We start from the raw sequence: 12,837 nt of genomic DNA on the forward strand, positions 1-12,837 counted from the left end.
GGCGACGATGAAAAAAATTCTATTGATTGGCATTCCTTTGGTTGTCGTCCTGTTGCTGGCTATTTTCGGTTCCGATCTGCTGGGTCTTTATCGCCTTCAGAGCTATATCACGACGTCGACCACGGCTTACCTGGCCGACGGCGGCGCCTGGCCGCATATGACCGATGTCTGCATGGGCTGCCATGGGGTCAAAGGCAATTCGCTCGATCAGGGGTATCCGAGCCTGGCGGGGCAGCCAGCGCCTTACCTTGAAGCCCAGCTCCACAGTTTCGCGAGTGAGGCGCGGCGCAATCCGAACATGGGGCCTCTCGCGATGACGATGAGCGATCCGCAGATCAAATCGCTCGCTGAATATTTTGCCGCCGTGGCCCCTGCCGCGAATCGCTACTTCAAGCCGGATGCTCAACTGCGCGAGCAGGGGCAGCGCCTGGTCGCCACGGGCAACTGTGTCGCATGTCACGGTGCCCAATTGACGGGCCACGACCAGTTTCCGCGTCTGGCTGGTCAGGGATATGACTATCTGCTCGCGCAGTTCGACGAGTTCGCTTCCGGAATCCGCAGCGAACCCACTGGCGTCATGAAGAACCTTGCAACAGGTTTTTCGCCCGAAGACCGCAAGGCCATCGCCACCTATCTGGCAAGCCTCGACCCGAAGAAAGATTGACCAATCAGATGCAACCGGAGTTAGGAGTTTAGTCATGGACCTCAGAACCTTAGTTCTTATGCTATCCAGTGCTGTGCTGGCATTGAGTTCGTTTTTTTACGGCTGGAAGATCGTCAGGAAACGAAACTATCTTCTCGGGCTGGAGATGTGGATCGTCGGTACCTCGGCCACGAACGCCATCGGATTTTTTGCTACTGGCAATGCGGTTTCCTATGAGATAGCACACTTCTTTGACGCGTTTTCTCGTGGGTTCGGCATGCCTATTATCGCCGTCGCGGGCTTGATGGCGATTACGCATGGCTACAGGCCATCAATTCGCCAGGACGTCGTGGTATTCGTCGCTTCCTTTGCGCTCACATTCGTCCTCGTTGGGGCGGATTTCATCTCCGGAGTTTTGCCCTACTTCTATCTGGCGATGTGGATCTGGCTGTCGATATATCTCGCTTATTTCGTCAAGCGATTACTGGACATCGGCGCGATGCTCGAGGCGTTGGGAGTGGCAGTGGCGCTGGCGACATCGCTCGCGATTGCCGGCATTTACGACTTCTACAAGATCCCTGGAGAGGAAACCAACGTCGTGCTCAATTTCTTCACGCTTGCGCTGTGCACGTGGGCCTACTTCATGCCAGCGATCTATTACGGCTATTGCGCCTTGGAGCGGGTCCAAAGCCGGAGTATGGCGTCAAATAACCCCATTCCTTATGGCAATTGAGCAAAAGCCCCCGCTGTTGCCGCGGTCCGATGCGACCGGAAGTCCAACGCGGGCAACGCTGAACGTTTCTCCTGGAGAATTGTGATGAATCAGACCTCGCGCAGGGTAATGCGCTTCACTGCCTGGAGTGCCATCATCGGCGGCTTGCTGGCATACGCGAATGTTGGATTGTCCGTGGCGGTGACGGGCTCGGATGCGGATATGGTGCTGCACGGTGCATCGATGCTGGCATTGCCACCGGACACCCGCGACCTGTTCCGCTGGAGTATGGCTGCCGATGTGTTTGGCTTCTACCTGCCTTTCCTGCCCATCGGTGGATACTTTGTGCACGCATTTCGCGAGGAACTGGGCGCACTCGGCGACATGGTGGCGATGGCCGTCGTGCTGTATGTCATGGTGGGCGTGACCGGCGCGGTCATGCAGTTTGCAATCCTTCACCCGCTGGCACATCTCTATGCGGGCGGCGACGATGCCACGAGAAACGCCGCGTCGGCGGTATGGACGGGGATAGCCAATGGGACGCAAAACGGTCTCTGGTGGATTGAGGGTCCCCTCGTGCTCTTCTGGACGCCGATTGCCGGCAACGTGCTCAAAAGAGCGGGGTGGAAGGGGTCGATCCTGCTGAAGATCGTCGGCGGGGCTTTCGGGGTCTTCTTCCTGTTCGGTTTTTTTCCGGATCTCGACGCGCTTTCGAATGCGAGCGAGATGGTCGTCGTGCTGGTTCTACCGTTGTGGATGTTGTTGTTCGGCTGGCAGTTGCTGCGCCGCGCACGAACGCTACCGGCACGCTTGCAGGGCGCTGGCGTGACCACCTGAGCCCACTCTCACATACATCTCGACACGGAATTGAATATGGCTACCCTGATCGTGAGCTACCCGAGCGCAGAAGGCGGGACGTTTGACCGCGAGTATTACCTTTCGACCCATGCTCCGCTTGTCCGCTCGGCGTGGAGTGAGTTTGGTCTGCAATCGGCCGAGGTTCTGTTTCCATCATCAAAGCTGCAACCTTTCGCATGCATAGCGATATTGCGTTTCAGCGATCGCGTCGGGATCGATGACGCCCTTTCCTCCGCGAAGGCCGCCGAGGTGATCGGCGACGTGAAGAACTTCACCAATACCACGCCGACGATTTTCTGCGCGGACGACTGACCGATTGCGCGGCCTGACTGATTTCGCCCGTGCCGCCAGACCTGCTTTGCATTACTGCGCCTTCTGTTGCCGCAGGGGGGGCGACTCGCTCACCCTTCTTAGGGGGGCCGATACCAATGTGAACAATCAACTTGCCCTATGACTTTACTGATTGGAATTCCCCAGGAGACAGCCACCGGGGAGCGGCGTGTAACGACGGTGCCCGAGGTGGTCGAGAAACTGATCAAGCTGGGGTTCGCAGTTGCCGTGCAAAGCGGTGCAGGAGCCGCCGCGAACTTTGACGATGAAGCCTACCGTGCGGCCGGTGCCGAAGTCGTCGCAACGGCCGCCGAACTTTGGGCCCGCAGTGACATCGTTTTCAAGGTGCGCCCCCCGAGCAGCGAAGAAGTGTCCCTGATGCGCGATGGCGGCACGCTGATCGGCTTCGTGTGGCCGGCCCAGAACCCCGAACTGATGCAGCAACTGGCCGCGAAGAGCGCCACCGTGCTGGCGATCGATTCGCTGCCGCGCACGCTGTCACGTGCGCAGAAGATGGACGCGCTCACCTCGATGGCCGGCATCAGCGGCTACCGGGCGGTGATCGAGGCAGCCCATGCGTTCGGCCGCTTCCTGAATGGTCAGGTCACCGCCGCCGGCAAGGTCCCGCCTGCCAGGGTCTTCATCGCCGGCGCCGGCGTGGCAGGCCTGGCTGCAATCGGCACCGCGGCCAGTCTCGGCGCGATCGTGCGCGCCAACGACACGCGCGCCGAGGTGGCCGACCAGGTCAAGTCCCTGGGTGGCGAATTCGTCAAGGTGGACTACGACGAAGGCTCGGGCGGCGGCGGCTACGCCAAGGTCATGAGCGAGGGCTTCCAGCAGGCGCAGCGCGCGATGTACGCGCAGCAGGCGAAGGACGCGGACATCATCATCACGACCGCGCTGATTCCCGGCAAGCCGGCTCCGAAGCTCATCACGGCCGGGATGGTGCAGTCGATGACGCCGGGCAGCGTGATCGTGGACATGGCCGCGGAGCAGGGCGGCAACTGCGAGCTGACCGTGCCCGGCGAGGCGGTGGTGCGCCACGGCGTGACCATCGTCGGCTATACCGATCTTGCGTCGCGTCTGGCGAGGCAGTCGTCCACGTTGTATGCAAACAATCTGCTGCGCGTGGTCGAAGAGTTGTGCAAGACGAAGGACGGCACGATCAATGTCGACTTCGATGACGACGCCATTCGTGGCCTTACGGTCATCAAGGAAGGCAACACTACCTGGCCGCCGCCGCCGATCAGGCAGCCGGCCGCCGCAACCGCGCCTCAATCGGCCGCGCCGGCGGTGGCGGGGGTCAAGCCCAAAGGCCATGGCCACGGCACCGGCGAGCCGATGTCGGCCAGGACGCTCGCCATCGTCTTCGGCCTCGGCGCACTGGCGTTCCTGCTGGTCGGCCAATTTGCGCCGGCCGCGTTCCTGTCGCACTTCACGGTGTTCGTGCTGGCCTGCTTCATCGGCTACATGGTGATCTGGAACGTCACGCCGGCGCTGCATACGCCGCTGATGAGCGTGACCAACGCGATCTCTTCGATCATCGCGATCGGTGCGCTGGTGCAGGTCGCGCCGCCGTTAGGCGAGGCCGCGGTGGGCGACCGGCCATCAGGGCTGATCCTTGGCCTGGCCGTGGGCGCGCTGGCACTCACGGCCGTCAACATGTTCGGCGGCTTCGCGGTGACGCGACGCATGCTCGCGATGTTCCGCAAATAATGGAACGACAATAATGACTTCCAACCTGACTACCGTTTCCTACATCGGCGCGGCCATCCTCTTCATCCTCAGCCTCGGCGGGCTGGCCAATCCCGAGACCGCGCGCCGTGGCAACCTGCTCGGCATGATCGGCATGGTCATCGCCGTGCTGGCAACCATCCTCGGTCCGCGCGTGTCGGCTGCGGGCATTCCGTACGTCGTCGCTGCGCTGGTGGTCGGCGGCGCCGTGGGCCTCATCGCCGCAAAGAAGGTACAGATGACGCAGATGCCCGAACTGGTTGCGCTGATGCACAGCCTGGTCGGCCTCGCGGCTTGCCTCGTCGGCTTTGCCAGCTACATCGACACCTCCGTGCAGTTCACCGGCGCCGAAAAGGCCATCCACGAAGTCGAAATCTACGTCGGCATCCTGATCGGCGCGGTGACCTTCGCGGGCTCGGTCATTGCGTTCGGCAAACTGTCGGGCAGGATCGGCGGCAAGCCGCTGCTGCTGCCGGCGCGCCATTGGCTCAATCTGGCCGCGTTGCTCGCGGTGATCGTGTCCGGCCGCGCGTTCCTGCATGCGGAGACGATTCAGGACGGCATGACGGCGCTCGTCGTGATGACGGTGCTCTCGCTGCTGTTCGGCGTGCACATGGTGATGGCAATCGGCGGTGCAGACATGCCCGTGGTGGTGTCGATGCTCAACAGCTACTCGGGCTGGGCCGCCGCGGCAACCGGTTTCATGCTCAGCAACGACCTGCTGATCGTGATCGGCGCGCTGGTGGGCTCGTCGGGCGCAATTCTGTCCTACATCATGTGCCGTGCGATGAACCGCAACTTCATCAGCGTGATCGCTGGCGGCTTCGGTACCGGTAGCGGCGCGTCCGCGGCTGCGGGTGGCGGGGCGGAGCCGGCCGGCGAGGTGGTGGCGGTGAGCTCCGCCGAAACCGCCGAGCTGCTGCGCGACGCGAAGAGCGTGATCATCGTGCCCGGCTACGGCATGGCCGTCGCGCAAGCCCAGCACACGGTGTACGAACTCACCACTCTGCTGCGCGAAAAGGGCGTCGATGTGCGCTTCGCGATCCACCCGGTCGCTGGCCGGATGCCGGGCCACATGAACGTGCTGCTGGCCGAAGCGAAGGTGCCCTACAACATCGTGATGGAGATGGACGAGATCAACGCCGACTTCGCCGAGGGGACGTTTCGATGGTCATCGGCGCGAACGACATCGTGAACCCGGCGGCGCAGGAGGATCCCGCGAGCCCGATCGCCGGCATGCCGGTGCTGGAGGTCTGGAAGGCCAGGACGTCGATCGTAATGAAGCGCAGCATGGCCTCGGGCTATGCCGGCGTAGACAACCCGCTCTTCTACAAAGACAACAATCGCATGCTGTTCGGCGATGCGAAGACGATGTTGGGTGAGATTTTTGGTGCGCTGAAAGTCTGAACGCAGCGATGTGCGCTTCCCGGCGCAAATCCACGCAACTTTGTCTACCCATAATTTGCTGTTATCCCTGTGCCCTATTGGCATGCCATTTCGAATGAAGGAGCATTTGCATGAGGAAGTCGCGCCGCACTTTTATGACCATTACCGCAGGTATTGCTTCTGGACTAGCGCTGTCTCGCATTGCTTTTGCCGATGAGGCCATGGTGTCGGAAGCCGACTCGACGTCGCTCGCGCTCGGTTACAGGATCGACGCGGCGAACGTCGACAAGACGAAGTATGCAAAGTACGCAGCGGGTCAGGTCTGTCGAAACTGCGCCTTCTATCAATGCGTTCGCTCCGTGCCCGATTTTCGGCGGCAAGCAGGTGGCGGCCAAGGGCTGGTGTAGTGCCTATAACAAAAAGGTCTGATCGCGCACAGGCTGCTCGAACACGAAAGACGTGCGCATGCAGCGCATCGTTGCGCGCCCCGGGCGCACAACCGATCGGCGCCGGCAAGCCGGGCTCACGCCAAATGGCATGGAAGCCGTCGGCTGATTTAACAGATAGCCAGGATATATGTTGACAGGGCGGTAACACCGTAAGGCTTCCTCAATTGATGGATGTGTCTAATGAGGGCGTTCACAGGTACGATCCGGTTAAAGATCATGCTGGCGCTAAGCGTTTGCGTCGCGCTCATGGCGTCCATAGGTCTGATGGGGCTTCGCGGTCTCGCGAGGCTCAGCGCGGATATGGGCAGCATGTACTCGGTGAGCACGGTTCCAATCGAAGATCTTGCCGCTGTACAGGCAGCCGCTCTGAAGGTTCGCCTTCAGATGCGTTATATCCAGGCGCTGCATGACGAGGACAAGGCTGCCGAGCTCGTTGCAAGCATCGGCGAAGAGCAGCACAAGCTCGATCGGGCCTGGCACGACTATTACCCAGCAAAATCGCCACGCCCGATGAGCGTCGGGTAGCCGATCGCGTGGCGAAGGAACTGGCGGTGTTTCGACGCAGTCGGACGACATTGTTTCGGTGCTGCGCGCCGGAAATCTGGAAATGGCGGCGTTCACGATCGATGAACTCACAGAGACCGGCGATGCGGTGTCCGACGCGATCGGCCGCGACGTTGCGTTGAGCGCGATGTAGGCACGGCAGTTGGCTGGACGGGGCAACGCCACGTTCAACGCATTGCGGTGGAAGGTGCTTGGCGCAATCGGCCTGGGTATTGCAGCGGCATCCGCCGCGTCCGCGTGGCTGGTGTGGGCGATTACGAGTCCGTTGAAGGCCGCACTTGGAGTAGCCCGGCGAATTGCCGAGGGTCGGCTGGGTGACGCCGAGGGGATACGCTTGCGCGGTGAGTTTGGGCAGTTGCTCCGGGCGCTCCGGGCGATGGCCGGACATCTCGCAAGAACCGTTCAGACGATCAAGGTTTCAAGCGACGCGATTCTGAATGCATCCAGCCAGATAGCCGACGGTAATACCGACCTCTCAGCAGGCGCGAGGCGGCAAGCCGCGTCACTTGAGGAAACGGCGGCAAGCATGGATGAACTCATCCTCTCTCGGTTCGCCGCAATTGGGATCATGTGCGCCTGGCAGCGGAGTTTGCCAACGCGACGTCGCTCGCGACCGATACCAGCATGGCCGCGGTCGAGCAGATGAGAGGCACGATGGACAACATCTCAGCCAGCTCGGCGAAGATCGTGGAAATTACCGCGCTCATCGAAGAAATCGCTCTGCAGACTAACATTCTTGCGCTGAATGCGGCTGTCGAGGCTGCGCGCGCAGGTGAGCATGGGCGGGGGTTCGCGGTGGTCGCCGGAGAAGTTCGTAGCCTCGCGCAGCGCGCAGCCATCGCAGCGAAGGAGATCAAGGCTCTGGTCCGGACCTCCGCCGAGGCGATTTCCGGGGGGGCCGTGCATGCTGACCGCGTCGTGCAGGCCATGGTGGACGTTCGGGGAGCGATCCAGCGCGTGGTCGAGATCAACGACAATATTTTCGACGCTTCAGAAGAACAGCGCGGGGGAATCGGGCAGGTCAACGAGGCCGTGATCCGTATGGACCAGGTCATTCGCAAGAACGCGGCGGTAGTTCAACAAGCGGCAGAAGCGGCGGCCTCGCAAAAAGAGGAGGTGGGCGCCCAGCGGCGCGCCATTGCCGTATTCGAGGTCCATTCGCAAACGCACGCGTCATCGTCCTGATTCACCTCCGAGGACGTTCCCAGCAGGTCCGGCGAATGGGCTGGCTCATGCCCTCGATTGACGGCATTGCGATGGGCCGGTTAGGCTCGCGACATGCGCCCATCAAAAGTCGATCTGAATCTCTTCGTCGTGTTCGAAGCCGTCTATCGAACGCGCAACCTCACGCGCGCGGCGGAATTGCTGTTCATCACGCAGCCCGCCGTCAGCAACGCGCTCGCGCGCATGCGCAAGGCATTCGACGATCCGCTGTTCGTGAGCACACCGGCCGGCATGGTCCCCACGCCCGTTTCCGAGAACATCATTGGCCGCGTGCGTGAGGCGCTGCAGCTACTCGATTCGAGCACGCATGCCGGCGAGCGTTTCGATCCGGCCTCGTCGCAACGGACCTTCCGGCTCAGCATGAACGACCTGACCGAGGCGATGCTGCTGCCGGCACTGCAGGAGGTGCTGCAGCACCTCGCGCCGGGCATCCGCATCGAGAGCTACTTCACAACGCGGCGCGACGTTCCCGAAGCGCTCGCGAGCGGCGCGGTCCATCTTGCGATCGACGCGCCCCTCATCGACGATCCGTACCTGGAACAGGAGCCGATGGGCCGTGACCGTTACGCCTGCATGCTGCGCCGTGATCATCCATTCACGAAGAAGAAGCTCACGAGAGACGACTACTTGCGCTTCGGCCATATCCACGTGTCCAGTCGCAGGCAGGGGCCAGGCCTCGTCGATACGGAACTCAACAAGCTGGGGCTCAGGCGCGCTATCCAGACGCGCGTCCAACATTATCTCGTTGCGCCCTTGATCGCGATGCGCACCGATCTCGCCTTGACTGCGCCACTCATGCTGCTCAAGCGCTATGACGCGCGCATCGTCGCGCTGCCTTTCGACCTCCCAGATCTAGAGACGCATGGCTACTGGCACCGCAGCGTCGCCGCGGACCCGGCGCATCGCTGGCTGCGCGAGCAGATTGGCCGTCTCATGCGCAAGCAGCGGCAGTCGGGGGGTGTCACCAATCGTTATGGTGAGGCATCACGAGAATAAATTTCCTGAATGTCATGCACCCCGGTATCGTTTCAGTCATGTTCAGACGAGGTTGGCATGGCGGAACTCTATCTGGTGCGGCATGGGCAAGCGTCTTTCGGCGCTAAAAACTATGACGAGCTTTCATCTTCGGGCTTCGCCCAGTCGCGCTGGCTAGGCGAATACTTCGCGCAGTCGGACCTGAGCTTTGATCGCGTCGTGACCGGCACGATGCGGCGGCACGCTCAAACCGCAGACGCCTTGCTCACCGCGATGGGCGGCCAGCCAGTAGAGATCGCGCAGGACGCCGGTTTGAACGAGTACGATTTTCACGCGCTGTTTTCCGCGCTGGGAGAAAGCGGTCCGGCGTCGGGTCCCTTGGCCGACAGGTCGATGAAGCACTTCTACGAGAGACTCAAGCAGGCCTTGCAGCTTTGGTCCGAAGATAAACTGCCCAGGCGCGTTCCTGAGACCTGGGGAGAGTTCCAGGCGCGTGTAGAGCACGCGCGTCTCGCCATTCAGCGTTCGGGCGCCAAGCGCGTTCTGGTGGTGAGTTCGGGCGGCCCGATCGCCGTCTTCACCCAGCAGATCCTGAACGCACCTGCGTCCGCGGCCATCGCGCTCAACATGCAGATCCGCAACAGTAGTGTGAGCCAGTACGTCTTCAACGACAGCGCGATGTCGCTGGTCACCTTTAACGCCTTGCCACATCTCGAACAGGTCGAGAGGCGCGAACTCGTTACCTATGGCTGATTCGAATCCGGATTCCCGCGCCATGATGAATGCAAGTGTTCAGTTCGATGTCGTTGCCCTCACGCGCTATCTGACCGCACATGTTCCTGCCTTTCAGGGACCCGCGTCCGTCGAGAAGTTCGACGGCGGACAGTCGAACCCCACGTTTCTCCTCGAAGCGCAAAGCGGCCGCTATGTACTCCGGCGTCAGCCGCCGGGCGAACTGCTCAAGTCCGCCCACGCCGTGGACCGCGAATTTCGCGTGTTAAGTGCGCTCAGCAGCACGCCGGTTCCTGTGCCGCGGGTCCTGCACCTTTGCGAGGACCGCGAAGTGATCGGCAGCATGTTCTACGTGATGAGCTTCGAGGAGGGCGAAATCTACTGGGACCCGTCCTTGCCCGCGTTGCACGTGAACGAGCGCGGCGCCGTCTACGACGCGCTGATCGCCACGATGGCCGCTCTGCACGATGTGGATGTCGAGGCCGTTCGTCTTGCCGACTATGGCCGCGCGGGCAACTACTTCTCGCGCCAGATCGACGTGTGGACCAAACAGTATCGCGCGGCGCAGACCGAAGACCTCGACGCCATGGAAGCGCTGATCGACTGGTTGCCGGCGCATTGTCCAGCCGAAGCGGGGAAGTCTTCGCTCGTGCACGGCGACTTTCGCATCGACAACCTGATTTTTCATCGCGGAACGCCGCGGGTTCGCGCGGTGCTCGACTGGGAACTCTCCACGCTCGGCAATCCGCTCGCCGACCTCGCGTACTTCTGCATGTGTCTGCGGCTTCCGCCCCAAGGCCATATCGTCGGTCTCGCGGGGCTGGACCGGGCTGCGCTTGGCGTGCCGGACGAGGCCGCGATCGTCGAGCGGTATTGCCGGCTGCGGGGCATCGGGCCGATCGAGAACTGGAATTTTTACCTCGCGTTCAGCTTCTTCCGGCTTGCCGCCATTGCGCAGGGCGTGAAGAAGCGTGCGCTTGGCGGCAATGCGTCGAACGAGAAGGCACGCCAGGTAGGCGAAATGGCCGGTTCGCTCGCGCAGATGGGCGTCGACCTAACTTGACGCCTGGCGTTTGACGCATGCACGTGGATATATCGAGGAGACAGCTGTGAGTACCAATTTATTCGATTTGCACGGCAAGATTGCATTGGTCACGGGAGCGAGCCGTGGCATTGGCGAAGAGATCGCGAAGCTGCTCGCAGAGCAAGGCGCACATGTGATCGTATCAAGCCGGAAGCTCGAGGACTGCGAGACGGTGGCGCGCTTGATCAAGGAGGCGGGCGGCAGCGCCGAGGCGTACCCGTGCCACGTGGGGCGTCTCGACGACATTCAAGGCGTTTTTCAGCACATCCGCTCGCGGCATGGCCGGCTGGACATCCTCGTGAACAACGCGGCGGCGAATCCGTATTTCGGCCACATTCTCGATACCGATCTCGCGTCGTTCGAAAAGACGGTGGAGGTCAATCTGCGTGGCTACTTCTTCATGTCGGTCGAAGCGGGCAAGCTGATGCGCGAACACGGCGGCGGGGCGATCGTCAACACGGCTTCTGTCAATGCGCTGCAGCCTGGCGACAAGCAGGGCATCTATTCGATCACCAAGGCCGCCGTGGTCAATATGACGCGCGCGTTCGCCAAGGAATGTGGCCCGTGCGGCATTCGCGTGAATGCGTTGCTGCCAGGCCTCACCAAGACCAAATTTGCCGGCGCCCTGTTCGAGGACCAGGCCATCTACGAAGCGTGGATGACGAAGATTCCGCTGCGCCGCCATGCAGAGCCGCGCGAGATGGCCGGCACGGTGCTGTATCTCGTCTCCGATGCAGCGAGCTACACCAACGGCGAGTGCATCGTCGTTGATGGCGGACTGACGATCTGATCAAGAGAACGGCGCAGCATCGACGCTCGCGCCGCGCGACATTCACAAGGATTCAAGGAATAGCAAAATGGACTTTGCCTATAGCCCGAAAGTCGAAGCGCTGTGCGCGCAGGTGCGTGCGTTCATGGACACGCAAATCGTGCCGCGCATCCACCAATGGCACGAAGAAGTGAGCGCAGGACAATACCCTGTTTCCTTCATGGACGACTTGAAGGAGAGGGCCCGTGCGGAGGGCCTCTGGAACCTGTTCTTGCCGCATCTGCGCGAGGACGAGCCGGGCACGCGGCTGACCAACCTCGAGTACGCCCCACTTGCCGAGATCATGGGGCGTGTTTCCTGGGCTTCCGAAGTATTCAATTGCAATGCGCCGGATACGGGCAACATGGAACTGCTCCATATGTTCGCCACGCCTGCGCAACGAAAGAGGTGGCTCGATCCGCTGCTCGACGGCAAGATCCGCTCGGCGTTTGCAATGACCGAACCCGCGGTGGCCTCTTCGGACGCGACCAATATCACCACGTCCGTTCGTCTCGATGGCGACGAATACGTGATCGATGGCCGCAAGTGGTTCATCACGAACGCAGCGCACCCGAATTGCCAGCTGTTTATCGTCATGGGGAAAACGAACCTGGATGCGCCCGCGCATCGTCAGCAAAGCATGATTCTCGTGCCGCGCGACACGCCGGGTGTGAAGGTCATCCGCAATATCACCGTGGTCAATCACACGTCGCCCGAAGGCCACTGCGAGATCGAATTCAGGGACGTGCGCGTACCGCGCTCGAATCTTCTGGGCGAAGAGGGCAGCGGCTTTGCGCTCGCCCAGGCGCGTCTTGGCCCGGGGCGCATTCACCACTGCATGCGCTCGATTGGCGCTGCCGAGCTGGCGCTCGAGTTGATGATCGAACGTGCGCAGGCGCGCACGGCGTTCGGCAAGAAGCTATATGAGCACGGCAGTGTTGCGGAGTGGATCGCGAAGTCGCGCATCGAAATAGATCAGGCTCGTCTCCTCGTGCTGAAGGCCGCGTGGATGATCGACACCGTGGGCGCCAAGGAGGCGCGCAAGGAAATCTCGATGATCAAGGCACTCGTGCCTAGCGTGCACACCGCCGTGTGTGAACGGGCGATACAGGCCTTCGGCGCCATGGGCCTGAGCCCCGACACGCCGCTGGCGGACAGCTGGACCTGGGGGCGCGCATTGCGCTTCGCCGATGGCCCGGACGAGGTGCATCTCCAGAGCATTGCGCGCATGGAGATCAAGGCGCGGCCCTATGCGCCGGGCCATAAGAATCCATACCTGACGCTCGCGGTGTAGGGCATGGCAGCGGGTTGACGACGCGAAGAACTTGCGCGTATCGT

The 12,837-nt window shown here is 61.7% G+C and carries 13 protein-coding genes and 2 pseudogenes; all 15 read left to right on the forward strand.

Annotation, left to right across the window (positions count from 1 at the left end; translation table 11 throughout):
• Positions 1–7 precede the first annotated feature (7 nt).
• Positions 8–664 carry a c-type cytochrome gene (locus OKW43_RS21585; protein ID WP_187637574.1) on the forward strand — a complete coding sequence of 219 codons (657 nt, stop codon included), beginning with the start codon at positions 8–10 and terminating at the stop codon, positions 662–664.
• 34 nt (positions 665–698) lie between these two features.
• On the forward strand, positions 699–1,376 hold the full coding sequence (locus OKW43_RS21590; protein WP_429449718.1) for a hypothetical protein: 678 nt from the start codon (positions 699–701) through the stop codon (positions 1,374–1,376).
• Between the two features lie 84 nt (positions 1,377–1,460).
• Complete coding sequence (locus OKW43_RS21595; RefSeq protein ID WP_429449720.1) at positions 1,461–2,192, forward strand: hypothetical protein; 732 nt, start codon at positions 1,461–1,463, stop codon at positions 2,190–2,192.
• 36 nt (positions 2,193–2,228) lie between these two features.
• Positions 2,229–2,525: an EthD family reductase gene (locus OKW43_RS21600; RefSeq protein WP_187637577.1), complete on the forward strand. Its 297-nt coding sequence runs from the start codon at positions 2,229–2,231 to the stop codon at positions 2,523–2,525.
• Between the two features lie 138 nt (positions 2,526–2,663).
• Entirely contained in the window at positions 2,664–4,259 is a 1,596-nt protein-coding gene (locus OKW43_RS21605) for a Re/Si-specific NAD(P)(+) transhydrogenase subunit alpha (protein WP_429449723.1), read from the forward strand.
• Between the two features lie 13 nt (positions 4,260–4,272).
• Positions 4,273–5,684 (forward strand): annotated as a pseudogene (pntB, locus tag OKW43_RS21610) (Re/Si-specific NAD(P)(+) transhydrogenase subunit beta).
• Positions 5,685–5,794: 110 nt separating this feature from the next.
• Positions 5,795–6,092 (forward strand): annotated as a pseudogene (locus OKW43_RS21615) (high-potential iron-sulfur protein).
• A 200-nt stretch (positions 6,093–6,292) separates the two neighbouring features.
• Entirely contained in the window at positions 6,293–6,637 is a 345-nt protein-coding gene (locus OKW43_RS21620) for an MCP four helix bundle domain-containing protein (protein ID WP_281394055.1), read from the forward strand.
• Between the two features lie 283 nt (positions 6,638–6,920).
• Positions 6,921–7,322, forward strand: a complete 402-nt coding sequence (locus OKW43_RS21625; protein ID WP_429451757.1) for a HAMP domain-containing protein — start codon at positions 6,921–6,923, stop codon at positions 7,320–7,322.
• Positions 7,247–7,861, forward strand: a complete 615-nt coding sequence (locus OKW43_RS21630) for a methyl-accepting chemotaxis protein (RefSeq protein WP_429449725.1) — start codon at positions 7,247–7,249, stop codon at positions 7,859–7,861. The genes OKW43_RS21625 and OKW43_RS21630 overlap by 76 nt, the downstream gene beginning before the upstream one ends.
• Positions 7,862–7,954: 93 nt before the next feature.
• Positions 7,955–8,896 carry a LysR family transcriptional regulator gene (locus OKW43_RS21635; RefSeq protein ID WP_429449727.1) on the forward strand — a complete coding sequence of 314 codons (942 nt, stop codon included), beginning with the start codon at positions 7,955–7,957 and terminating at the stop codon, positions 8,894–8,896.
• A gap of 57 nt (positions 8,897–8,953) precedes the next feature.
• The gene (locus OKW43_RS21640; RefSeq protein WP_429449729.1) at positions 8,954–9,628 is read left to right on the forward strand and encodes a histidine phosphatase family protein; all 675 of its coding nucleotides are present in this window, start codon (positions 8,954–8,956) and stop codon (positions 9,626–9,628) included.
• Between the two features lie 22 nt (positions 9,629–9,650).
• Positions 9,651–10,670, forward strand: coding sequence for a phosphotransferase (locus OKW43_RS21645; protein WP_429449731.1), 1,020 nt, complete (start codon positions 9,651–9,653; stop codon positions 10,668–10,670).
• A 46-nt stretch (positions 10,671–10,716) separates the two neighbouring features.
• On the forward strand, positions 10,717–11,481 hold the full coding sequence (locus tag OKW43_RS21650) for an SDR family oxidoreductase (protein WP_187637587.1): 765 nt from the start codon (positions 10,717–10,719) through the stop codon (positions 11,479–11,481).
• Between the two features lie 67 nt (positions 11,482–11,548).
• Positions 11,549–12,793 (forward strand): acyl-CoA dehydrogenase family protein, encoded by a 1,245-nt coding sequence (locus OKW43_RS21655; protein ID WP_429449733.1) that lies wholly within the window; start codon positions 11,549–11,551, stop codon positions 12,791–12,793.
• Positions 12,794–12,837 lie beyond the last annotated feature (44 nt).

The sequence above is a fragment of the Paraburkholderia sp. WC7.3g genome (assembly GCF_050436345.1).
GTDB lineage: Bacteria > Pseudomonadota > Gammaproteobacteria > Burkholderiales > Burkholderiaceae > Paraburkholderia > Paraburkholderia podalyriae.